We start from the raw sequence: 22,958 nt of genomic DNA, 5'->3' as shown, positions 1-22,958 counted from the left end.
CCGACGGCCGGCCGGTGCCCCGGTCAGCCCGCGACGGCGCTCGGTCCGAGCAGCGCCTTGAGGTCGGCCATCAGCGCGGTGGTGGGAGCCACCCGGAGCGGGCTGAGCCGCAGCAGGGTGGCCCGGGAGCCGTTGACGAGCTTGACGTGCACCTCGGCCGAGCCGGGATGGCTGGCCAGTACCTCGCGGAGCCGTTCCACCAGCGGCGGCGTGCAGCGGGACGGCGGCAGGGCCAGCACCACCGGCTTGACCTCGTCCGGTGCGGTGATGTCCGGCATCGACAGGTCCATCGCCATCAGCCGGGGCTGGTCGTCGCGGCGGTCGACCCGGCCCTTGACCACCACGATCGCGTCCTCGGCGATGTACTGCCCGACCACCTCGTAGGTGTTCGGGAAGAAGAGCACCTCGACCGCGCCGCCGAGGTCCTCAAGGGTGGCCGAGGCCCATGCCCGGCCCTGCTTGGTGATCCGGCGCTGCACCCCGGAGAGGATGCCGGCGAGGTTGACCACCTGCCCGTCGGCGACCCCGCCCTCCTCGGCCAGCGCCGAGATGGACATGTCGGCGGCGGCGGCAAGCACGTGCTCGACGCCGAAGAGTGGATGGTCGGAGACGTAGAGGCCGAGCATCTCGCGTTCGAAGGTGAGCAGGTCGGTCTTGTCCCACTCGCCGGTCGGGATCGGCGGGGTCACCACCATGCCGCCGCCCCCGCCGTCGTCCCCGCCGCCGAACGCGTCGCCGAAGAGGTCGTACTGGCCGACCGCCTCGTTGCGCTTGAGCGCGATGAACGAGTCGATCGCGTCGGTGTGTACGGCGAGCAGCCCCTTGCGGGTGTGCCCGAGCGAGTCGAACGCGCCCGCCTTGATCAGCGATTCGATCGTCTTCTTGTTGCAGGCCACCGCGTCGACCTTGCGCAGGTAGTCGTAGAAGTCGGTGAAGTTGCCCTTCTCCTTGCGGGCGCGGCGGATCGACTCGACCACGTTCGCCCCGACGTTGCGGACGGCGGCCAGCCCGAACCGGATGTCGGTGCCGACGGCGGCGAACCGGGCGCTGGACTCGTTGACGTCCGGCGGCAGCACCTTGATGCCCATCCGCCGGCACTCGGCCAGGTAGACCGCCGACTTGTCCTTGTCGTCGCCGACGGAGGTGAGCAGCGCGCTCATGTACTCCGCCGGATAGTTCGCCTTCAGGTAGGCGGTCCAGTAGGAGACCACGCCGTACGCCGCGCTGTGCGCCTTGTTGAACGCGTAGTCGGAGAACGGGACCAGGATGTCCCAGAGGGTCTTGATCGCCGCGTCGCTGTAGCCGTTGTCCTTCATCCCGGCGGCGAACGGAGCGAACTCCTTGTCGAGGATCTCCTTCTTCTTCTTGCCCATCGCCCGGCGCAGCAGGTCGGCCTTGCCGAGCGAGTAGCCGGCCACCTTCTGGGCGATCGCCATGACCTGCTCCTGGTAGACGATCAGCCCGTAGGTGTCGCCGAGGATCTCCGCGAGGGAGTCGGCGAGTTCGGGGTGGATCGGTACCACCGGCTTGCGGTTGTTCTTGCGGTCGGCGTACTCGTTGTGCGCGTTCGCGCCCATCGGGCCGGGCCGGTAGAGCGCGCCGACCGCCGAGATGTCCTCGAAGTTGTCCGGCGCCATCGAGCGCAGCAGCGCCCGCATCGGGCCGCCGTCGAACTGGAACACCCCGAGGGTGTCACCCCGGCCGAGCAGGGCGTACGTCGCCTTGTCGTCCAGCGGCAGGTCCTCCAGCACCAGGTCCTCGCCCCGGTTCTCCCGGATCGCCTCCAGCGCGTCGTCCATGATGGTCAGGTTGCGCAGGCCCAGGAAGTCCATCTTGAGCAGGCCGATGGTCTCGCAGGCACCCATGTCCCACTGGGTGATGATCGAGCCGTCCTGCTCCCGCTTCTGGATCGGCAGCACGTCGACCAGCGGGTCCCGGGACAGGATCACCCCGGCCGCGTGCACCCCCCACTGCCGCTTCAGCCCCTCCAGGCCCTTGGCGGTGTCGACGACCTTGCGCACCTCGCCGTCGCCGTCGTAGAGCTGCCGGAACTCGGCCGCCTCCTGGTAACGGGGGTGGCCGGGATCGAAGATGCCGCCGAGCGGGATGTCCTTGCCCATCACCGCCGGGGGCATCGCCTTGGTGATCCGGTCACCCATCGCGAACGGGTAGCCGAGGACCCGGGCCGCGTCCTTGATCGCCGCCTTCGCCTTGATCGTGCCGTACGTGATGATCTGCGCGACCCGCTCCTCGCCGTACTTCTCCGTGGCGTAGCGGATCATGTCGCCGCGCCTACGCTCGTCGAAGTCCATGTCGATGTCGGGCATCGACACACGGTCGGGGTTGAGGAACCGCTCGAAGAGCAGGCCGTGCGCCATCGGGTCCAGCTCGGTGATGCCGAGCGCGTACGCGATCAACGCGCCCGCCGCCGAACCACGCCCCGGCCCGACCCGGATCCCCTCCCGCTTGGCGTACGCGACCAGGTCGGCGACGACCAGGAAGTAGCCCGGGAAGCCCATCTTGAGGATCACGTCGAGCTCGTACTCGGCCTGCCGCCGACGGTCCTCCGGCACCCCGCCCGGGAAGCGCCGCTCCAGCCCGCGCATCACCTCCTTGCGCAGGTAGGTCTCCTCGGTCTCCCCCGCCGGTACCGGGAACTGCGGCATCAGGTTGCGCGGCGCGAACAGCTCGGAGTAGTCGCCGATCCGCTCCGCGATCTCCAGCGTGCTGTCGCAGGCCCCCGGCACCTCCGAGTCCCAGAGCGCCCGCATCTCGGCCGGCGACTTCAGGTAGAAGTCCCGGGCGTCGAACTTGAACCGCTTCGGGTCGGCCAGCGTCGAGCCGGACTGCACGCAGAGCAGCACCTCGTGCGCGTCCGCGTCCTTCTCGTAGGTGTAGTGCAGGTCGTTGGTGGCCACCGGCTTCAGGTTGAGCTTCTTGCCCAGCCGGATCAGGTCCTGACGGATCCGGGTCTCGATGTCGAGCCCGTGATCCATCACCTCCAGGTAGTAGTTCTCGGCCCCGAAGATGTCCCGGAACTCCGCCGCCGACTCGCACGCCTTGTCGAAGTTCCCGATCCGCAGCCAGGTCTGCACCTCGCCGGAGGGGCAGCCGGTGGTGGCGATGATCCCCTTGCCGTACTGGTGCAGCAGCTCCCGGTCGGCCCGCGGCTTGAAGTAGTAGCCCTCCAGGCTGGCCCGGGACTGAATCCGGAACAGGTTGCGCAGCCCGTCGGCGTCCGCGGCCAGCATGGTCATGTGGGTGTACGCGCCACCGCCGGAGACGTCGTTCTCGCCACCGTCGGCCCAGCGGACCCGGGTCCGCTCCCGCCGGTCGGTCCCCGGGGTCAGGTACATCTCGCTGCCGATGATCGGCTTCACTCCGGCGGCCTTGGCCTGCTTGTGGAAGTCGTACGCGCCGAAGAGGTTGCCGTGGTCGGTCATCGCCAGCGCCGGCATGCCCAGCCGGTCGGTCTCGGCGAACAACTCCTTGAGCCGGGCCGCCCCGTCGAGCATCGAATACTCGGTGTGCACGTGCAGGTGCACGAACGAGTCAGACACCCAGGGCCCCCTTCCCTCACGCGGCTGCCGGCCGGCACGCCGACGAACACTCGACGGCGGTTGCCGGTCACCCAGCGACGCATCCCCCAAACGGCACCGCGCAGCGCCGCCTGGCGAGCGCAGGCCGGACGGCACGATCCGTGCCCCGACGGCAGGGCGCGTACCCCGACGCGCGACCGCCGGTCCCCGAGCCTAGTCCCAGGGCCGCGAGGTCTCCAGGCTTGACACTCCCTCGGCGACCTGCCCCACACCCCGCACGCCCCGGACCCCATGCTCGTTAGGAAGGGGCCCTTGTACGACAGAAAACGATAAGCGGGGGCCCTTCCTTACACCCCTCAGCGGGCGAACGGCTCCAGCATCATCGACGCCGCCTGGAGCCAGGCGTCCCGGGTCTCCTGGGCAAGCTGGGCGTACTCGATCGACGACCCGGTCTCCAGCGCCGGGTCGTACGGCACCACCGCCACCGCGCGGGTCCGGGTGGCGAAGTGCCGCTTCAGGTCGTCGAGCAGCGGCGACCGGCCCGGCGTCGGGCAGGAGAGCAGGGTGACCGCGTTGTCGGCCAGCTCGCCCATCCCGATGTCGTGCAGCAGGTCCAGCATCCAGTCGGCGGTGAAGGCGGCGTCCTCCCGGGGCACCGTGGTGACCACCAGCTGGTCGGCGGCGCGCAGCACCGTCTGCCAGTTGGAACTCTCCACGTTGTTGCCGGTGTCCACACAGATCACGTCGTGGGTGCGGCGGAGCAGCTCCAGCACCCGCCGGACGGTGTGCTGGTCGAGGCGCTGGGCGAACCGGGGGCTCTCCTCGCCGGCCAGCACGTCGTACGAGCCGTCGGAGGCGTGCCGGAGATAGTCGTCGAGCCGTTCGATCAGCTGGGTACTGGGCAGCGCCTCGATCTCGATCAGGTCGGCGACCAGATGCCGGATCGTCCGGGCGTGCCGGGCGCTGCCGGCCCGCAGGCCGAGGGTGCCGCGCAGTTCGTTGTCGTCCCAGGCGAGCACGCCACGGCCGCGTACGCTGCCCACCGTCGCCGCGCCGAGCACCGTCGCGGTGGTCTTGTGCACGCCGCCCTTCGGGTTGGCGAAGGCGACCACCCGGGGGGAGCCGAGTTCGCGGCGGAGCACGTTCCGGGCGCGTTCCACCTCGGGGTCGGCCGACCGCTGCTGCCGGCCCGGATAGGGGTCGAGGCTGGCCCGGCGGGAGACCGGGGCGTACCCGACGTCCACCGCCGGATAGCCGGCGGGCGGCGGATGCGCCGGTGCCGGGCCGGACGGCGGGGCGACGGGCGGGGCGGCCGGCGGCGTCGGAGTCACCGGCGGCGGCGCCAGCGAGTTGCGCGGCGCTGGAACCGACCGGCCGGTGGCGGGAGGCGGCAGCGGCCGCTGCGCCGGGGGCGGGTCGGTGCGCCGGACCGGGGGTGGCGGGCTGGGCAGGGCGGGGCGCGGTGCCGGCACCACCGGCGGTGCGGGCTGGTAGCCGCTGCCGAGCGCCGCGTAGCGGGACTCGCCGGGGAAGTCCGGGCCGGTCGGCTCCGGCCGGTACGGCTCCGCCGGCTCCGGTCGGTAGCCGGGGTCGGGCCGGTAGCCGGGGTCGGGCCGGTAGCCGCCGGGCTCCCGCCGGTCGGCGCCGGGCCGGTAGTCCGGGCCCGGCCGGTAGCCCGGCTCGGCGGGATGCCCCGGGCCGGGACGGTACCCGGGCTCGGCCGGACGTCCGGGACCGAAGCCCGGATCGGCCGCGCGTCCGGGACCGAAGCCCGGATCGGCCGGGCGTCCGGGACCGAAGCCGGGATCGGGCCGGTAGCCCTCCTCCAGGGCCGCGTAGCGGGACTCCCCCGGATGGCCGGCGCCGCCGTAACCGGGGGCGGCCGGATGACCGGGCCCGGCCGGGTAGCCGGGGGCCGGCGGGCGGGATTCGGGCTCAGGCCTGCCGGGGTAACCGTTGCCGGCGTACCGGCCGGCGGGGTGGCCGCCCTCGGCGGGCGGCTCGGATCCGCCTCGTTCGTCGAGAACCTGCTGCTCGTCGGTGCGACCGCCGTGCAGGGCCCGGTCGAGCAGCGCCCGCCAACGCGGCGCTGATTCCGCCGGCCGGCCCCAGCCGGTCTCGGTGCCGTCCACGGCTCGCCCCTCCCAGCACCATCGGTCCCCGCCCTGACAGGCTACGAAGCAAACCCTATTCGGGCCACCTACGCCAGCGCAGCACCGCCGTCGGCGTGCCCGCCGTCGACCAGACGTCCATCGTGCCGCCCACCGTCACGCTCCGCCGCTCGCCCTGGTGGTGGGCGGGTCGGCCGGCGGCGCCTCGACCGGCGGCCGGTCCGACGGTATCTCGGCCGATGGTGAACCGGCCGTCGGGTCCGGTTCCGGCGGTAGGTCGTCGACCGGGGAGTCCACCGTGGGCGGTGGCCCCGTCGCGCCGGGACCGGCCGGGCTGGCGCTCCCGGTGACCGGCGGGTCGACCGGCGACTCGACCGCCGGGCGGGCCGAGGTCGGCGGGCTGAGCGGGTCCACGTCCGACGCGCCCTCGGTGCCCGGACCACCGGTCCCGTCGCCGCCGGTCGCCGGCAGGCTCGCGTCGGCGGGCGGACGGGCCACGTCGGCCTGCTCGGGCAGTGGCGGGGTGAAGACGGTACGGTCCAGTCGGCGTACCTCCGGTGCCGGGTCGACGGCCCGTACCTCGGGTCGGGCGGCGATCCGCTCCAGCGCGGCCGGTTCGCCCCGCACCACGGCGGCGTAGACGCACGAGCACCCGGCCCGGTACGCGGTCGCCTCCTCGTCGGCGACCCGGGCACCGCTGGAGTAGTACCGGCGCAGTTCCCGCTCCCCGGCGCCGTCGCCGGTGACCCCGGCGGCCCGCTCCTGGTAGTCCCGGGCCTCCTGCTCCTTGCGGGCCGCGACCTCCGACATCCCGGCGACCACGTCGTCCGGGAGGCGCAGCGCCGGAATCCGGACGATCTCGGTCTGGGTGCCGGGGCGCCACAGCCGGGCGAAGACCTCCGAGACACCGATCCCGGTCAGCACCGGGGTCAGCCGGTCCGGTGCCAGGTAGGCCGACATGGTGACCAGGGCGTACGTCGGCTTCGCCGGGTCGGAGGCGCCGGCCGCGACCAGCGACCGCAGCTCTCCCCGGGTCGCCTCCAGATAGCCGGGGATCGACTCGCCCTGCATCACCCCGACCCGGGTGACCTCGCCGACGGTCTGGTCGCCGGCCGGTCGCCGGTCCACCGCCCAGACCGCGGTGACCAGTACGGCTGCCGAACAGAGCAGCGCCACCGTGGTCAGCAGCCGGAGCCGGAGCCGGCCGTGCCCGAGCCGGGCCATGCCCCGGGCCAGGGGCGGCAACAGTCGGCTGTCCAACTGTCGCAACAGGTCGCCGAGGCGCACGGACGAACTCCCTCGTCGGGTGATCCCTGCCGGTCGGTCAGTCGCGCAGGATGCGGAGTGCAACTTCCAGGTCGTCAGGGTAGTCGCTGACGAACCGGACCTGCTCGGCCGTCCGGGGGTGCGCGAAGGCCAACTCACGGGCGTGCAGCCACTGACGGGTGAGCTTGAGCCGGGCCGCCAGGGTGGGATCGGCGCCGTATGTCAGATCACCGACACAGGGGTGCCGCAGGGTGGAGAGGTGCACCCGGATCTGGTGCGTACGCCCGGTCTCCAGCCGTACGTCGAGCAGGCTCGCCGCCGGAAACGCCTCCAGGGTGTCGTAGTGGGTGATGCTCGGCTTGCCGCCGGCCATCACCGCCCAGCGGTAGTCGTGGGTCGGGTGCCGGTCGATCGGCGCGTCGACGGTGCCGCGCAGCGGGTCCAGGTGACCCTGCACCACCGCGTGGTAGCGCTTCTCCACCTCGCGGGCCTTGAACGCCCGCTTCAACAGGCTGTACGCCTGCTCGCTCTTGGCCACCACCATCACGCCGGTGGTGCCGACGTCCAGCCGGTGCACGACGCCCTGCCGCTCGGCCGCGCCGCTGGTCGCGATGGTGTGCCCGAGCGCGGCCAGCCCGCCGATCACCGTCGGGCCGGTCCACCCGGGGCTCGGGTGTGCCGCCACCCCCACCGGCTTGTCGACCACCACGATGTCGTCGTCGGAGTAGACGACCTTCAGTCCGGGCACCGTCTCGGGGATGACGGTCGGCGCGGCGGGTGGCGCCGGCAGCACCACCTCCAGCCACGAGCCGGCCGAGACCCGGTCGGACTTGGGCCGGGCGGCACCGTCGACCAGGGCGTCACCGGCCTCGACCAGGGCCGCCGCCACGGTGCGGGAGAGGCCGAAGAGTCGGGACACCGCCTGGTCCAGCCGCATGCCGTCGAGGCCGTCGGGTACCGGCAGGGAGCGGCGGTCGCCGGCGGGCCGCAGCGGGCCGGCGTCGGAGATGGAGGTCACGACATGTCCCGTCGCTCGGTCTCGGTTTCGGCGCCGGTCTCGGCGTCGGTTTCGGCGTCGGCGCCCTTCGGCCGGGCGCGCAGCCGGGTGCCGTCCCGCTGCCGGCCGCCCAGCTCCAGCAGTATCGCCAGGACGACGCCGCTGACCAGGGCGCTGTCCGCCAGGTTGAAGATCGGCCAGACCTGCCCGTACGGGTCGAAGAGGCTGACCATGTCGACCACGTGCCCGACGAAGACGCCGGGGGCCCGGAAGATCCGGTCGGTCAGGTTGCCGAGCGCACCGCCGAGGACCAGGCCGAGCGAGATCGCCCAGGGCAGCGAGCGGAGCCGGACCGCCATCCAGCCGATCCAGCCGATCACCCCGGCGGTGACCAGCGGGAAGACCCAGGTGTGGTCGGAGGCGAGGCTGAACGCGGCTCCGCTGTTGCGGGTCAGGGTCAGGTAGACCGCGCCGCCGAGCAGGCGTACCGGATCACGGTCGGTCAGGGTCTCCAGGGCGAGGTGCTTCGTGCCGAGATCGGCGAGCCAGGCCAGTACGGCGGTGGCCAGCAGTACCGTGACGGCCACCCGCCGGGTCCGCCCCGGTGCGGACCGGTCCGACCCGGACCCGGTCGCCCGGGTCCGCGCGGTCGGCTCGTCGTCGGTGGTCGTCCGCTCGTCGTCGATGTTCAGCAGGAGTCCCTTCCGTAAGCTTCACCGCCCGGTGGGGCTCACCGGCGCTCCTCCAACTGCTTGCACGAGACGCACAGCGTGGCGGACGGGAACGCGGCGAGCCGCTCCACCGGGATCGGGTTGCCGCACCGCTCGCACCAGCCGTAGCTGCCCTCGTCAAGCCGCTCCAGGGCCCGCTCCACCTGTGTGATGCGTTCCAGGATGCTGTTGGCGAGAGAGATCTCCTGCTCCCGCTCGAACGTCTTGGTGCCGGTGTCGGCCTGGTCGTCCCCGGCCGAGTCGGTCAACCGGTCGCGCTGCAGCTCGGTGATCTCGCTCAGCGTCTGATCGTACTCGGCACGGAGTTCGTCCCGGCGGGCCGCCAGTGCGGCGCGGATCTTCTCGGTCTCCGCGGCGCTGCGCGACGTCTTCGGGGCCGACTTGCGCCCGGCGGTCCTGGTCTCTGCTGGCTTAGCCATCGTCGCTCCCTCGGCCGCGGACTCCGCGGCGATCGGCCGTGCCTGGACAGGAACCTCCGACGCTCCCGTGACGGTCCGGCGGGTCCTGCGCGGTCCGGTCGCTACGGCGGGCGCGACCGGTGGGGTGCTGCCGGCGGAGTCCACCGCCGCCGGGTCCCGGAGGCGCCGGACGTCGATGCCGCGCGGCGGTGCGGGGCTGCCGGGCCGGGTCCGGCGCGGGCGACGAACCGGACTTTCCGGTTTTCTCGCCTCCGACCCTCGCCCGTCCGACCACGACGTCCCCCATTGCAAAAACGGGCGCGCGGCGGGACGCCGCGCACTCCGGAGGTTGGCAAGAATACGGAACGTACAGACGTCCGACAACATGCCGCACCGATGTTACCGATTTCAACCCGTAATAATCCGTAAACCGGGCGAAAGGAACAATAACACTATTTCGCCCGATCGTCGCCGTACTCCCCAAACCACCGGGCCAGCCGACCGCGCCGGTTCACCGCCCGGAGCCGACGCTCCACCTCGTCCCGGACCCGGGCGGTCGCCACGATCAACAGACTGTCCCCGACCTTCAACCGGGTGTCCGGACCGGGTACGAACCCGACACCGTCCCGGGAGACCAGGGTGACCGAGGCACCCACCGGCAACCGCAACTCGTCCAGGTGTACGCCGACCAGCCGCGAGCCCGGCGGGATCTCCAACTGGAGCAGGTCCGCCTGCATCCGCTCCAGCGGGGCGGTCTCCACCCGCAACTCGGTCAACTCGGCCGGGGCGATGATCCCCAACCGGCGGGCCACCGGCGCCAGGGTGCCGGCCTGCACCAGAGTGAAGATCACCACGAGTACGAAGACGGTGTCGAAGAGCAGGTCGGCACCGGGCAGCCCCTCGGAGAGCGGAATGGTGGCGAGCACGATCGGCACCGCCCCGCGCAGCCCGGCCCAGGACAGGTACGCCTGCTCCCGAAGACCCACCCGGAACCCGGTGGCGCTGACCAACACCGACAGCGGCCGGGCCAGCAAGGTCAGGGCCAGCCCGGTGACCACCGCCGGCCAGAGCGCATTCTCCAGCCGGCCCGGCGAGCTGAGCAGGCCGAGCAGCACGAAGAGGCCGATCTGGGCCAGCCAGGCCAACCCGTCGGCGAAGCCGAGGATCGCCTGCCGGTGCGGCAACCGCGAGTTGCCCAGCACCACCCCGGCGACGTAGACCGCGATGAAGCCGGAGGCGTGCAGCACGGTCGCCACCCCGTACGCGAGCACGGTGAGCCCGACCGCGGCGATCGGATAGAGCCCGGAGGAGGGCAGGGCGGCCCGGCGCAGCGTCCAGCGCCCGAGCATTCCCACCCCGAAGCCGAGTACGGCGCCGGCGGCGAGTTCGTAGCCGACGAGCAGCACCTCGTACCACCAGACGTGGCCGGCCAGCGACGAGGTGGAGAGGAGCACCACCAGCAGTACCACCGGGGCGTCGTTCATCCCCGACTCCGCCTCCAGCGTCGTCACCAGCCGGCGCGGCAGCCGCAGCCAGCGCAGCGTGGCGAAGACCGCCGCCGCGTCGGTGGAGGAGAGCACCGCCCCGTAGAGCAGCGCGAGCCGCCAGTCCAGTCCGAGCAGGGCGTGCACCACCACCCCGACCACCCCGATGCTGACCACCACCCCGACGGTGGCCAGCGTGACGGAGATGCCGAGCACCGGTCGCAGGGTGCTCCACCGGGCGGTCAGGCCACCCTCGGCGATGATCACGATCAGCGCGCAGAAGCCGAGCGCCCGGGTCAGCTCGGCGTCGTCGAACTGGATGCCGAGGCCGGACTCGCCGATCGCCACCCCGATGGCGAGATAGACCAGCAGGCTCGGCACGCCGAGCCGGGTCGAGAGCCGGACCGCGCCGACGGCGATGAGCAGTACCGCCGCGCCGATCAGCAGGGCGACGTCGAGCCGATCGGTCACGGCCGCCACACACGCGGCCGGGGCCTCACCGCGCCGGTCCGTCGCGGAGTTGGCGCAACCGCGCGTCGACGTCGGGATCGGCCCCGTCGACCAGGAAGAGTTTGTCGCGGCTGGCCGCGCCGGTGCGCAGGCTCACCGCCGCCGGCCGCAGCCGGAGCGCCTCGGCGAGCGCCCGCCGGGCCGCCTCGGTGGCCCGGCCGTCGGCTGCCGGCGGGTGTACCGCGATCACCAGCGCGGGCCCGTACGGGCCGTCGAACCGGCCGCCAACCCGGGCCCGGGACGCGCCGGGCTTGACCCGGACCGCGACGGTCAGCACCGTCGGCCCGGTCACGGCTCCCACACCGGAACCTTCCACGCCACCGGTGCGCCGGGGTGCGCCGGCCCCCTCCGCGCCGCCGGCACGCCGGACGCCGCCGGCACCCCGACGTCAGCCCCGGGGTGCATCGGTGAGCAGGGCCGTGGCCGGCTCGCAACGCCCGCACGGGGTGAAGCCGAGCTCCACCGCCTCGCTCACCGGAAGCGGTTCGCTCTCCCGACCGGACAGGTGTGCACAGTCGGCGAGGTGGTAGCGCGGCCGGCCGTCGACCACGTACACGTCGTCGAGCAGGGCGGCGACCAGCGCGGCGTCGGCCTCGGAGACCGGCTGGGCTGCCGGCTCGTCCGCCGGGACGTCGTCGTCCGGCTCGCCCTGCCCGACCGGACCCGCCACGGGCGCCTCCGACGCGCCGGCCGGTTGCCGCCAGCCGGTCTCGTCGTTGTCGGCGCCGGCCCGGGTGGCCTGGGCCGGAACCGTGGCCTCCACCGGCTCGGTCAGCACCGACCCCCGCTCGCCGAACGGATCGGCCGCGTCGCTGCCGCCGAGGCGTGGATCGGTCGGTGCCATCCGGGTGCTGGTCGGCGGCCGGCGACGGCGCGGTTCGTCCCCGTCGCCGCCGCCACGCGCGGCCAGCCCGTCGTCGTCGGGGCCGTCCGGAGCGAAGCCGCTGGCCACGCCCCGCTCCCCGGCCGCCTGCCGGGCGCCGACCACCAGCGCGACGGCGGCCAGCAGGCTGACCGCGATCGAGCTGATCAGCAGCCCGCTCGACCCACTCGCCAGGCCGAGCACGAGCAGCGCGACGGCGGCGAGGATGAGCACCAGACTGCCGACTATCACGGCTCACCCCCGACGCATCGGTTCCGGTTGTCGTACGCCGTCCTGTCGTACCACGCTGGTCCCCGCCGGGGGATCAGCGTCCGGTCTCGAGTGCGCCGGAGCGCCCGCTCCCGCCGTACGAGTTCGCCAGGCCGGCGGTGGCGAGGCCGGGGGTGCTGCCGCCGGACCGATTGCCGTCGGTACGGGTCATCTCCACCTCAAGGCCCTGGCCACGCCCGTCGAGGTCCCGCAACTGGCTCTCCAGGTATGCCTTGAGCCGGGTGCGGTACTCGCGCTCGAACTGCTTGAGCTCCTCGATGTGCTTCTGCAACGCGGTGCGCTTGGCGTCCAGGCCGCCCATCGCCTCCTGGTGCCGCTGGCGGGCGTCCCGCTCCAGCGCGTCGGCCTTGGCCCGCGCCTCACGGGTGACCTCCTCGGCCTTGGTGCGCGCCTCGGAGAGAAGCTGGTCCGCCTCCCGGCGCGCGTCGGAGACATGGTCGTCCGCCGTGCGCTGCGCCATCATCAGCACCCGGAGTGCCTGCTGCTCCCCGTCGGCGCCGCCGACCGCCGGGCCGCCCTGGGCCCGGACCTGCTCCAGCTCGGCCTGCATCGCCCGGGCGGCCTGCTCGGCCGCGGCCTTGTCGCGCTGCACCCGGTCGAGCTGGGCCTTGACGTCGTTGAGCTCGGCGGCCAGTCGTGGGTCGGGGCCCGGGCCGGCTGGTGCGCCGCCACGGCCACCGCGCTCCACCTGGGCGCGCAGCTCGTTGTTCTCCTCGATCAGACGGGCGAGCTCGCGCTCGACCTCGTCCAGAAACGCGTCGACTTCCTCCTCGTCATACCCCCGCTTGCCGATAGGCGGCTTCTTGAAGGCGACGTTGTGCACGTCGGCCGGGGTCAGCGGCATCGAAACTCCTCGGGTCAGTTGCGGCCGCGCGGCACGCCGGTCACCAGGTTGCTGAACTGTTGATCAACGGCCCTAACACGAATCTCATCAGCACGAACAGGATAACCAGAAGCACAAGGGAGGCCAGGTCGATGCTCACGGTACCAATTCGCAATGGTGGGATCACACGCCTCAACGCCTTGAGAGGCGGATCAGTGACGCTCCACACCGACTCCATTCCTGCCGAGGCCCCCCGGCTCGGCTGCCAGCGGCGGCCGTACTGCAGGACGGCACTTAGGACAAACCGGGCCAAAAGCACCAGGAGGAAGACGTAGACGATCAGGTAGAGGACCTGAAACAGGATGGACAGAAGCACGGCAGGCGGATCCCTCGGTCGGGCTAGCTCAGGCTGAAAAACCCACCCTCAGCGATCTTGGCCTTGTCCTCCGCGGTGACCTGGACATTAGCCGGTGAGAGCAGGAACACCCGGTTGGTCACGCGCTCGATCGTACCGCGCAGCCCGAACGCCAGACCGGCGGCGAAATCGACCAATCGGCGGGCATCGGCCTCGTCCATCTCGGTGAGGTTGATGATCACAGGGACGCCGTCCCGGAAGTGCTCGCCGATGGTGCGGCCCTCGCGGTAGGTGGTGACGTGCAGCGTCGTGATCTGGTAGCGCTGCTCCGGCTGCTCCACCGGCACGGGGCGCTCCCGCAACTGGGCCTGCGGGGCGAGCGCGAGATTGTCCCGGGTCTGGTAAGTCAACGCGGTGGACGGCTCGCTGCTGCTCGGCCGGCTGATCGACCGTACGCTGGATCGCTCCGCGCGCTCGGTCCGCTCCGGACGGTCACCATCGACGCGGTCGCGGTCGCGGTCGTGCTCGACGGAACGGCCGACGTTGCGCTCGGCGAGCCGGGTCCGCTCACCGGCCCGGGGCCGGGGCGGCGGAGCCTCGTCCTGCTCCTCGTCCTCGTCGGCGAACTCGTCGGCGTACCGGCTCTGCCGGTAACGCGACTCGCGGTAGCCACTTTTCTCGTAGCCACCGTCGTCGTAGGCCCGCTCGTCGTCCTCCTCGACGAGCCCGAGCCAGACCCCCGCCTTGCGCAGTGCACCCATCCCGCGCCCCTCCGTCCGCCGTGCGACACACACCCCCCGTGCCGTGCCCCTGTCACGCGCGTGAACACTGCAGTGCCCACCGGCCCGAGACGGCAACCCCCGGCACGACCGTGAAACCGGTCTCACCCCGACCCCCGCCAGTGGGGATGTCGCCTCAAACAACACTGATGTAGTTTGGTGTCCGGTTACCAGGCTACCGCAGCGTGCTACGCATTCCGAGCAACGCGCTGCCGATCCGCACATGTGTCGCGCCGTGCGCGATCGCCGCCTCCAGGTCACCGCTCATCCCGGCCGAGACCGCGACCGCCTCCGGATATCCGGCCCGCAGCCTGGCCGCGACCTCGGCCAACCTGGCAAATGCCGGCTCCGGGTCCGCACCGAGCGGGGCGACCGCCATCACCCCGGCCAGACGCAGCCGGTCCGACCCGGCGACCGCCGCCGCGACCTGCTCGACCCCCCGGTCCGGGTCGGCACCGTCGACCAGCGCACCGCCCCGGTCGGCGGCACCGTCCAGATTGACCTGCACCAGCACCTCCAGCGGACGCTCCCGGTGCCGCGCCGCCGCGTCGGCGAGAGCACCGGCCAGGCGTACGCTGTCCACCGAGTGCACCAGGTCGGCGTACCGGACGACGGAGCGGGCCTTGTTGCGCTGGAGCTGGCCGACGAAGTGCCAGCGCACCCGGGCACCGGTCGCCGCCACCTCGGTCGCCTTCGGTGCCGCCTCCTGGTCGCGGTTCTCCCCCACGTCACGCACGCCCAGCCCCGCCAGCAGCGCCACGTCGGAGGCCGGATAGGTCTTGGTCACCGCGACCATGGTGACGCCGGCCGGATCACGGCCCGCCGACGAGCAGGCGGCGTCGATCCGGGAACGTACCCGGGCCAGGTTGGCCGCGAGCTCTGCCCGGCGCTCGTCGTCCGGCGCCGGGAGGGGTGGTTCGGTCATCTGGCGGCTCAGGAACCGTTCTTGAGGAAGTCCGGCACGTCCACGTCGTCGAAGAGCACCCGACGCGGGGCCTGTACCGGCGGCGGAGGGGGCGGCGAGACCGGCGCGACGGCCGGCGGGGCGACCTTGCGGGCCTGCTCCACCGGCTTGTACGCCGGAGTGCCGCCGTCGAAGCCGGCCGCGATCACGGTGACCCGGACCTCGTCGCCGAGCGCGTCGTCGATCACGGCACCGAAGATGATGTTCGCGTCCGGGTGGGCGGCGTCGGTGACCAGTTGCGCCGCGTCGTTGATCTCGAAGAGGCCGAGGTCGGAGCCACCCGCGATGGAGAGCAGCACCCCACGGGCGCCGTCCATGCTCTGCTCCAGCAGCGGGCTGGAGATGGCCGCCTCGGCCGCCTCCACCGCCCGGTTGTCGCCCCGGGCACTGCCGATGCCCATCAGCGCGCTGCCCGCGCCGCTCATCACGCTCTTGACGTCGGCGAAGTCCAGGTTGATCAGACCCGGCGTGGTGATCAGGTCGGTGATCCCCTGCACACCGGAGAGCAACACCTGGTCGGCCTGCCGGAAGGCGTCCATCATGCTGATGCCCCGGTCACCGAGGGCGAGCAGCCGGTCGTTCGGGATGACGATCAGGGTGTCGCACTGGTTGCGCAGCTCGTCGATGCCGGCCTCGGCCTGCACCTGCCGGCGCTTGCCCTCGAACGAGAACGGCCGGGTCACCACACCGATGGTGAGCGCGCCGAGCTTGCGGGCGATGTTCGCCACCACGGGCGCGCCGCCGGTACCGGTACCGCCGCCCTCACCGCAGGTCACGAAGACCATGTCGGCGCCCTTGAGCACCTCCTCGATCTCGTCGCGGTGGTCCTCGGCGGCGTTCTTGCCGACGTCCGGGTTGGCGCCGGCACCCAGCCCCCGGGTCAGTTCCCGACCGACGTCGAGCTTGACGTCGGCGTCACTCATCAGCAGGGCCTGTGCATCGGTGTTGATCGCGATGAACTCGACGCCCTTGAGCCCGACCTCGATCATCCGGTTGACGGCGTTGACGCCGCCGCCGCCGATGCCGACGACCTTGATGACCGCCAGGTAGTTGTGCGGAGGTGTCATCGCCGGTCCTTTCCTTCGATCTCGGCGGCCGCTACCCCGCCCGGCGATCCGGCCGGAGCGAGGCCGACAACCATTCGGTACGAGGATGCGAAGGGTAACCCTCACCCTCTACTAGAGGCTTACAGTTATGTCAACCATTGATCCTCTCGGGGCAACGTATGCGTACGCGCGGCCGAACCCAAGGACCTGCGCGGCGTGTCGGCACGCCCGCCGACAAACGTCACCGACGAGAGGCCGACCGGCGTGTCGACGCGACCGACCGGCGGAGCGGAGCGCACGGCCCGATCACCGGTCAGCGGATGGTCACCACGTCCGGCGTCCGTACGTCGATGGTGTCTCCCTCGCGGGCCAGCAACGACGTCGCCACCTGCGCCTTCGCGTCGCTGCGCGAGGCGTCGCCCCAGAGCACCGTACGGCCGCCGCGCAGCTTCACGGTGATCCGGGCCGGGCCCTCCACGACCAGCTCGACGAGGCGCTCCCGCAGTTCCGGGGTCAGGTTGGCCAGCACGGTCAGCGCGCCCTCGGTGGCGGTGTCGTCGGGGCCGGGCGTGCGGAGCCGGGCCAGGGGCAGCCCCGCCGGCCGGTCCGACCGGGTCTGGAAGACCACCCCGGCGGCGTCGACGACCAGGAAGCGCCGGTTCTGCGGCACCACCGCGACCGGAGTGCGCTCCACCACCTCCACCCGCAGGGTGCTCGGCCACTGCCGGGAGACCGTCACCCGGGCCACCGGCGGCAGCTCGGCGACCCTGGCCCGGACCCCGTCGAGGTCGACCCGGGCCAGCGGAACGCCCTCGGTCACCGAAGCGGCCTGGCGTACCTGGTCGTCGGTGACCAGTGTGGTGCCGACGACCCGCAGCGTACGGAAGCCGAGGAGCGGGGTGGCGTACACGACCGCCGCACCGGCCAGGCTGAGCACCAGTACCCCGGCGAGCACCGTCCAGGGCAGCGCCGCACGTACCCGCCGTTGCCGGGCCCGCCGGGTGAACCGGCGTACCGACGGCGGCACCGCGTCGGTGCCGGCCCGGACCAGCCGCCAGCCCCGGCCGGCGCCACGCCCCGTACCCGACCGGCCGGCCGGCGGACGGCCCGTGCCGGAGCGGGCGCCGCCGACGCCAGGACCGCCCCGGACCGAACGGCCCGCGCCCCGCCCAGCGGCTCCCCGGCCACCCTGCCCGGGACCGCCGGAGCGTCCACCCGGAGCCGGCCCGCCGGACCGGCCCCGGGGCGTGCCCGGGCTCATCCGGCGTCGCTGGCTGCCCCGGCGCCGCGCGGGGTCGCCGCCGCCCCCTGCTCGGCGGTGCCCGCAGTCGCGGCCGGCTGGTCGGCCGCGCCGCCGCCGGCCAGCGCGTCGAGCAGTTCGTCGCCCATCAGCGAGATCGGTGGCGCACCCATGGTCACCACCACGTCACCCCGGCGGGCCCGTCGAACCACCTCGGCCGGCACGTCCTCCCAGGAGGGGAGGAAGATCTTCCGCTCGGCCGGCAGGTCGATCGCGTCGGTCAGCGCCGCCCCACCCTCGCCGGGCGCCCGCACCTCGCCCGGGCCGAAGACCTCCAGCATCACCACCTCGTCGGCGATGGCGAGCGCGGTGGCCATCTCGGCCTGGAGGTCCCGGGTGCGGTAGACCCGGTACGGCTGGAAGACGACGATCAGCCGGCCGTCGCCGGCCACCTCGCGCAGGGTCTTCAGCGCGGCGGTCATCGAGGTCGGGTGGTAGGCGTACTCGTCGTAGACCTGGACGCCGGCCGCCACCCCCTTGCGCTCGAACCGGCGGCGTACCCCGGGGAAGGAGGCCAGCGTCGAGGTCACGGAATCCATCGGCAGGCCGAGCTTGCCGGCGGTGAGCACCGCCGAGGCGCTGTTCAGCCCGATGTGCACGCCGGGCACCGGCAGCCGGACCTCGCCCAGCGGCTCGCCGTGCAGGGTGGCGAGATAGCGTACGCCGCCGGCCGACGAGACCACGTCGGTCAGCCGCAGGTCGGCGTCGGCGGCCGTACCGTAGGTGTAGACGTTCCGTCCCTCGGCGCGCAGCCGCTCCGCCATCCGTCGGGTGCCGGGGTCGTCCGCGCAGGTCACCACGAACCCGTCCGGGTCGGTCAGCCGGGCGAAGTCGACGAACGCCTCCTCCAGGCCGGCGTAGTCGCCGTAGGTGTTGAGATGGTCCTCGTCGATGTTGGTGACGATGGAGACGTACGGCCGGTAGAGCAGGAAGGAGCGGTCGCTCTCGTCCGCCTCGGCGACGAAGTACTCTCCGCTGCCGTGGTGGGCGTTCGAACCCACCTCGGAGATCTCGCCGCCGATCACGAACGACGGGTCCTGACCGGCGTGCTGGAGGATCAGCGTCACCATCGAGGTGGTGGTGGTCTTGCCGTGCGTGCCGGCGACCGCGATCGTGCGCCGGCCGGTCATCGCGGCGGCCAGCGCCTCCGACCGGTGCAGCACCCGCAGCCCGCGCTCCCGGGCCGCGACCAGCTCCAGGTGGTCCTGCGGGATCGCCGTCGAGTAGACCACGGTGTCGACGCCGTCCAGGTTGGTCGGCGCGTGACTCATGTGGATGGTGCCGCCCAGCGCCCGCAGCCCGGCCAGCGCCGGCCACTCCCGCAACTCGCTGCCGGAGACCTGGAGGCCCCGGGTGAGCAGCAGCCGGGCCAGCCCGCTCATGCCGACCCCGCCGACCCCGATCAGGTGGATCCGGCCCAGGTCTTCGGCGGCCAGCGTGCCGACCGGGCTGAACTGCGCGGTGTTCATGACACCAGCCTTCCACTCGGAATCCGTCCGGTCACCGGCTTGCCCACACTCACCGCGGGTACGCCCACCATTATCGGGCCACCGCCTCGTAGACGAAGTCGAGCAGCGCCTCGTCGCCGTCGCGCCGGCCGTACGCGGCCGCAGCGGCGCCCATCGCGGCCAGCCGGCGCGGGTCCCGGATCAGCGGGATCACGGTCTGCTCGACCCAGGCCGCCGTCATCTCCGAGTCGTCGACCAGCAGCCCGCCGCCGGCCTCGACCACCGGCAGGGCGTTGCGCTTCTGCTCCTGGTTGCTGTGCGGGTACGGCACGTAGACCGTGGGCAGCCCGATCGCCGCCACCTCGGCGCAGGTCATCGCCCCGCCCCGGCCCAGCATCAGGTCGGCGGCGGCGTAACCCAGCTCCATCTGCGAGAGGTACGGCAGGGTCACGTACGGCACCGGCAGGTCGTGCGGCACCTGCACCGGCTCGTTGCGGGCGCCGATCACGTGCAGTACCTGCACCCCGGCGGCGGCGAGCGCCTTGGCCGCACCGGCGACCGCCAGGTTGATCGAGCGGGCGCCCTGCGAACCGCCGGCCACGAAGAGGACCGGCAGGTCCGGGTGCAGGCCGAACTGCTGGCGCGCCGCCGCCCGGTGCGCGACCCGGTCGATGGTGGTGATGCCGCGTCGCAGCGGCACCCCGACCACCCGGGCGTTGCGCAGCGACTCGGCCTGGGCCGGCTGGTGCGGGAAGCCGACCGCCACATGCTTGGTGAACTTCATGCCGAGCCGGTTCGCCACCCCCGGTGGCACGTTCACCTCGTGGATCACGATCGGCAGCTCCCGGCGCCACGCGGCGAGGTAGGCGGGCACCGAGACGTAGCCGCCGAACCCGATGACGACGTTGGCGCGTACCTCGTCGATCACCTTTCCGGCGGCCCGGGCGGCTTTCCACATCCGGTCCGGAGTACGCATCAGGTTCATGTTGACCGACCGGGGGAGCTGATAGGCCGGGATCTGCCGCAGATCGTAGCCGTGCGGCGGGATCAGGTCGTTTTCCAACCCCTTCGGGGTGCCGAGGCAGGTGATCCGTACTCCCGGGTCGTGCCGGCGCAGGCAGTCGGCGAAGGCGAGCAACGGGTAGATGTGCCCACCCGTGCCTCCTCCCGCTAGTACCACCGACCGCAGCGGACCCATCAGCGTCTCCTCTCGCTCGCCGTACCGGCGCGCCCTCGCCTCGCCCGGCCACCTGCTGGCCCGGCCTCGGGCTCCCGTCGCCTCCCCGATCCGGACCCGGAGACGGGTTCCCGGGGGGCCGGCGCGGGTGGCTTCCCACGGCGGCGCGCCGAGGGAAGCGGCGGCAACGGGGCCCAGAGTAGCCGTACCCATCGGGGCGCCGGACGGGCGTGCAGGGCCCGGGCGGCGTCCGGTTCGGCGCGGGCGAACGAGGCGAGCATGCCGATGGCGGCGAGGGTCACCACCAGGGCGCTGCCGCCGTCGGAGATGAACGGCAGCGGCAGGCCGGTGATCGGCAGCAGCCCCACCACCCCGCCGATGTTGATCACCGCCTGACTGACCAGCCAGGCGGTCGCGGCGGTGGCGGCGAGCCGGCGGAACGGGTCGGCGACCCGGCGGGCGATCCGCAGCCCGGTGTACGCCAGCACCGCGAAGAGGGTCAGCACCACGGCACAGCCGACCACGCCCAGGTCCTCGGCGAGGATGGCGAAGATGAAGTCGTTGTGCGCCTCGGGCAGCCAGTTCCACTTCAGGCTGCTCTTGCCCAGCCCGACGCCGAACCAGCCGCCGTTGTCGATCGCGTACCGGGCTTGCAGGTACTGGTAGCAGTCGGTGAGCCCGCACTCGTCCGGCGGTGGCGGGTTGAAGAACATGGTGAGCCGGGCCAGCCGGTAGTTCTTGGCGTCCTCCTCGCCGGAGCCGGCGCCGATCGAGGCGGCGGCGACCAGCAGCCCGACCCCGACCAGGCCGAAGACCGAGAGGGTGGCGAAGACCCGCTTGCGGATGCCGGCCGCCCAGAGCAGCCCGACCACCACGGCGAGCAGGCAGAGCATGGTGCCCAGGTCGTTGTAGCCGACCAGCAGGAAGAGCAGGCCGACCACCGGGAAGAGCGGGGTGGCCAGCTCCCGCCACCAGCCGAGCGCGGCGCCCTTGCGGGCGATCATGTCCGCGCCCCAGAGCACCAGGCCGAACTTCGCCAGCTCGGAGGGCTGCACCTGGATCGGGCCGATGTACAGCCAGAGCAGCCGGGCCTCCAGCGGGCCGAGGACGGCGTCCCGGGCCCCGTTGAGCTTGTCCCACAGGTGCAGGACGTCCAGCACCACCAGCAGTACCACCGCGACGCCGAGGGTCGGCAGCCCGACCGCCCGGAAGGTACGGGCCGGCAGGCGCTGGCAGATCCAGAAGGCGACCAGCCCGATCAGGGCGAAGAGCGCCTGCTTGGCTAGCATCGCGAAGGCGTTCCCGTCGCTGGCGTACGCCCGGACGCTGGTCGCCGAGAAGACCATCGTCAGCCCGATCAGCAGCAGCAGTCCGGAGCTGGAGATGAGCAGGTAGTAGGAGGCGAGCGGCCGGGCCAGCAGCCCGCGCAGCGCGGCCAGCCCACCGGCCAGGTCGACCCCGGCCGGCGCACCGGCCGGGCCACCGCCGACCGGTTCACGCATGGTGCCGTCGGCCGGCCGCCCGCCGTCGTCAGTGGACCGACCGCCGCCGGTCGGCCGCCCGCCGGCACGGGAGCCGGCGGGACCCGCCGGCCGTCGTGGCTGTTCCCCGGTCACCGCGCCGTCCCCTCGTCCTCCCCCATCCGCCCATCATCGGCGCTGGTCCGGCCACCCTGGCGCAGGTGGCCGACCGGCGTGTCGGAACGGTACGGCGTGTCCCGGGCCGAGGTCAGGTGACCGAGGCGAGGAACTCGCTGTAGAAGAGGCCGAGGGCGATCGCCACGCCGATCCCGGCGATGATCCAGAACCGGACGACGATGTTGACCTCGCTCCACCCGGCCAGCTCGAAGTGGTGCTGGAGGGGCGACATCCGGAAGACCCGTTTGCCCGTGGTCCGGAACGAGATGATCTGGATGACCACCGACATCGTGATGATCACGAAGAGCCCGCCGAGGATCAGCAGCAGCAGCAGCGTCCGGGTGGCCATCGCCATCCCGGCGATCAACCCGCCCAGGCCGAGCGCACCGGTGTCACCCATGAAGATCCGGGCCGGCGAGGTGTTCCACCAGAGGAAGCCGACGCATGCCCCGGCCGCCGCCCCGGCGATCAGCGCGATCTCCAGGGGGTCCCGCACGGTGTAGCAGTACGCACCGCCCCTGGCGTAGTCGGTGTCCGCGCACCAGTGCCGGTACTGCCAGAACGCGATCAGCGCGTACGCGGCGAGCACCATCACCGAGGCGCCGGTGGCCAGCCCGTCCAGCCCGTCGGTCAGGTTAACCCCGTTGGTCGTCGCCATCACCACGAAGATGAAGATGACGACCGAGGCGACCTTGCCCACCTCCAGCGCGTTGATGTCCCGGATGAAGGAGAGTGCGGTACTGCCGACCGTCACGCCCGCGGTGCTCGGGAAGTAGAGCGCGACCACCCCGAAGACGGCGCCGACCAGTATCTGGCCGAGCAGCTTGCCCCGCTTGTTCAGCCCGGCGCTGTTGCGCTTGCGGACCTTGAGGAAGTCGTCGATGAAACCGACCGCGCCGGAGAAGACCATCAGGCCGAGCAGCACCAGGGCGGTGATGGTCGGGGTGACCTGGGCGATCTGCGCCTCGGGCAGGGTGGTCAGGGCGAGGTGCCCGGCGACGTACGCGATCACCGTGGCGACGATGAAGACCACGCCGCCCATCGTCGGGGTGCCCTTCTTGCCCTGGTGCATGATCGGGCCCTCGGCCCGGATCGGCTGCCCGGCCTTCAGCCGGGTGAACACCTTGATCGCGACCGGTGTGACGAAGAGCGAGATCAGGAACGCCACGAAGATGGCGACGATGACCGCCCTCACGCCGGCAGACCTTCCACCGTGACCGGCACGACCGACCCGGCGCCC

The 22,958-nt window shown here is 72.5% G+C and carries 19 protein-coding genes; all 19 read right to left on the bottom strand.

What is annotated here, in order from left to right; translation table 11 throughout:
* Nucleotides 1–23: 23 nt before the first annotated feature.
* Nucleotides 24–3,560 carry a DNA polymerase III subunit alpha gene (gene dnaE / locus V1634_RS11005; RefSeq protein ID WP_331207662.1) on the bottom strand — a complete coding sequence of 1,179 codons (3,537 nt, stop codon included), beginning with the start codon at nt 3,558–3,560 and terminating at the stop codon, nt 24–26.
* 335 nt (nt 3,561–3,895) lie between these two features.
* Nucleotides 3,896–5,671, bottom strand: coding sequence for an AAA family ATPase (locus V1634_RS11000; protein ID WP_331207661.1), 1,776 nt, complete (start codon nt 5,669–5,671; stop codon nt 3,896–3,898).
* 135 nt (nt 5,672–5,806) lie between these two features.
* Complete coding sequence (locus V1634_RS10995; RefSeq protein WP_331207660.1) at nt 5,807–6,937, bottom strand: hypothetical protein; 1,131 nt, start codon at nt 6,935–6,937, stop codon at nt 5,807–5,809.
* A 37-nt stretch (nt 6,938–6,974) separates the two neighbouring features.
* A complete protein-coding gene (locus V1634_RS10990; protein WP_331207868.1) occupies nt 6,975–7,853 on the bottom strand; it encodes an RluA family pseudouridine synthase in 879 nt (292 codons plus the stop codon).
* A gap of 77 nt (nt 7,854–7,930) precedes the next feature.
* Nucleotides 7,931–8,599 (bottom strand): signal peptidase II, encoded by a 669-nt coding sequence (gene lspA / locus V1634_RS10985; protein WP_407951765.1) that lies wholly within the window; start codon nt 8,597–8,599, stop codon nt 7,931–7,933.
* A gap of 44 nt (nt 8,600–8,643) precedes the next feature.
* Complete coding sequence (locus V1634_RS10980; RefSeq protein ID WP_101367140.1) at nt 8,644–9,063, bottom strand: TraR/DksA family transcriptional regulator; 420 nt, start codon at nt 9,061–9,063, stop codon at nt 8,644–8,646.
* Nucleotides 9,064–9,494: 431 nt separating this feature from the next.
* The gene (locus tag V1634_RS10975; RefSeq protein WP_331207658.1) at nt 9,495–10,997 is read right to left on the bottom strand and encodes a potassium/proton antiporter; all 1,503 of its coding nucleotides are present in this window, start codon (nt 10,995–10,997) and stop codon (nt 9,495–9,497) included.
* A gap of 25 nt (nt 10,998–11,022) precedes the next feature.
* Nucleotides 11,023–11,328 carry a DUF167 domain-containing protein gene (locus tag V1634_RS10970; protein WP_407951764.1) on the bottom strand — a complete coding sequence of 102 codons (306 nt, stop codon included), beginning with the start codon at nt 11,326–11,328 and terminating at the stop codon, nt 11,023–11,025.
* A gap of 96 nt (nt 11,329–11,424) precedes the next feature.
* Nucleotides 11,425–12,150: a hypothetical protein gene (locus V1634_RS10965; RefSeq protein WP_331207656.1), complete on the bottom strand. Its 726-nt coding sequence runs from the start codon at nt 12,148–12,150 to the stop codon at nt 11,425–11,427.
* A gap of 73 nt (nt 12,151–12,223) precedes the next feature.
* Nucleotides 12,224–13,033, bottom strand: a complete 810-nt coding sequence (locus V1634_RS10960; RefSeq protein WP_331207655.1) for a DivIVA domain-containing protein — start codon at nt 13,031–13,033, stop codon at nt 12,224–12,226.
* Nucleotides 13,034–13,073: 40 nt separating this feature from the next.
* Nucleotides 13,074–13,388 carry a YggT family protein gene (locus V1634_RS10955; protein ID WP_101367144.1) on the bottom strand — a complete coding sequence of 105 codons (315 nt, stop codon included), beginning with the start codon at nt 13,386–13,388 and terminating at the stop codon, nt 13,074–13,076.
* Between the two features lie 23 nt (nt 13,389–13,411).
* Nucleotides 13,412–14,128 carry a cell division protein SepF gene (locus tag V1634_RS10950; protein ID WP_331207654.1) on the bottom strand — a complete coding sequence of 239 codons (717 nt, stop codon included), beginning with the start codon at nt 14,126–14,128 and terminating at the stop codon, nt 13,412–13,414.
* Between the two features lie 193 nt (nt 14,129–14,321).
* A complete protein-coding gene (locus V1634_RS10945; RefSeq protein WP_331207653.1) occupies nt 14,322–15,071 on the bottom strand; it encodes a YggS family pyridoxal phosphate-dependent enzyme in 750 nt (249 codons plus the stop codon).
* Between the two features lie 8 nt (nt 15,072–15,079).
* Nucleotides 15,080–16,177, bottom strand: a complete 1,098-nt coding sequence (ftsZ, locus tag V1634_RS10940) for a cell division protein FtsZ (protein WP_331207652.1) — start codon at nt 16,175–16,177, stop codon at nt 15,080–15,082.
* A 292-nt stretch (nt 16,178–16,469) separates the two neighbouring features.
* On the bottom strand, nt 16,470–17,417 hold the full coding sequence (locus tag V1634_RS10935; RefSeq protein WP_331207651.1) for a cell division protein FtsQ/DivIB: 948 nt from the start codon (nt 17,415–17,417) through the stop codon (nt 16,470–16,472).
* A complete protein-coding gene (murC, locus tag V1634_RS10930) occupies nt 17,414–18,925 on the bottom strand; it encodes a UDP-N-acetylmuramate--L-alanine ligase (RefSeq protein ID WP_331207650.1) in 1,512 nt (503 codons plus the stop codon). The genes V1634_RS10935 and murC overlap by 4 nt, the downstream gene beginning before the upstream one ends.
* Nucleotides 18,926–18,995: 70 nt before the next feature.
* A complete protein-coding gene (gene murG, locus V1634_RS10925; protein WP_331207649.1) occupies nt 18,996–20,102 on the bottom strand; it encodes an undecaprenyldiphospho-muramoylpentapeptide beta-N-acetylglucosaminyltransferase in 1,107 nt (368 codons plus the stop codon).
* Nucleotides 20,102–21,583 carry an FtsW/RodA/SpoVE family cell cycle protein gene (locus V1634_RS10920; RefSeq protein WP_331207648.1) on the bottom strand — a complete coding sequence of 494 codons (1,482 nt, stop codon included), beginning with the start codon at nt 21,581–21,583 and terminating at the stop codon, nt 20,102–20,104. The genes murG and V1634_RS10920 overlap by 1 nt, the downstream gene beginning before the upstream one ends.
* A 226-nt stretch (nt 21,584–21,809) precedes the next feature.
* Nucleotides 21,810–22,913 carry a phospho-N-acetylmuramoyl-pentapeptide-transferase gene (mraY, locus tag V1634_RS10915; protein ID WP_107261374.1) on the bottom strand — a complete coding sequence of 368 codons (1,104 nt, stop codon included), beginning with the start codon at nt 22,911–22,913 and terminating at the stop codon, nt 21,810–21,812.
* Nucleotides 22,914–22,958: the final 45 nt, after the last annotated feature.

It is taken from the genome of Plantactinospora veratri (assembly GCF_036421995.1).
In the GTDB taxonomy this organism is placed as follows: Bacteria; Actinomycetota; Actinomycetes; order Mycobacteriales; family Micromonosporaceae; genus Plantactinospora; species Plantactinospora veratri.
The sequence above is the reverse complement of the archived record's forward strand: the minus strand, read 5'-3'. Positions and strand labels throughout refer to the sequence as shown.

Bases quoted from the DNA above. Each gene is read 5' to 3' on its own strand.
- V1634_RS10920 (WP_331207648.1), bottom strand. From the start codon at position 21,583: ATGCGTGAACCGGTCGGCGGTGGCCCGGCCGGTGCGCCGGCCGGGGTC.
- V1634_RS10935 (WP_331207651.1), bottom strand. From the start codon at position 17,417: ATGAGCCCGGGCACGCCCCGGGGCCGGTCCGGCGGGCCGGCTCCGGGT.
- V1634_RS10980 (WP_101367140.1), bottom strand. From the start codon at position 9,063: ATGGCTAAGCCAGCAGAGACCAGGACCGCCGGGCGCAAGTCGGCCCCG.
- murC (WP_331207650.1), bottom strand. From the start codon at position 18,925: ATGAACACCGCGCAGTTCAGCCCGGTCGGCACGCTGGCCGCCGAAGAC.
- ftsZ (WP_331207652.1), bottom strand. From the start codon at position 16,177: ATGACACCTCCGCACAACTACCTGGCGGTCATCAAGGTCGTCGGCATC.
- murG (WP_331207649.1), bottom strand. From the start codon at position 20,102: ATGGGTCCGCTGCGGTCGGTGGTACTAGCGGGAGGAGGCACGGGTGGG.
- V1634_RS10960 (WP_331207655.1), bottom strand. From the start codon at position 13,033: ATGCCGCTGACCCCGGCCGACGTGCACAACGTCGCCTTCAAGAAGCCG.
- V1634_RS10950 (WP_331207654.1), bottom strand. From the start codon at position 14,128: ATGGGTGCACTGCGCAAGGCGGGGGTCTGGCTCGGGCTCGTCGAGGAG.
- V1634_RS10945 (WP_331207653.1), bottom strand. From the start codon at position 15,071: ATGACCGAACCACCCCTCCCGGCGCCGGACGACGAGCGCCGGGCAGAG.
- V1634_RS10990 (WP_331207868.1), bottom strand. From the start codon at position 7,853: ATGCGGCTGGACCAGGCGGTGTCCCGACTCTTCGGCCTCTCCCGCACC.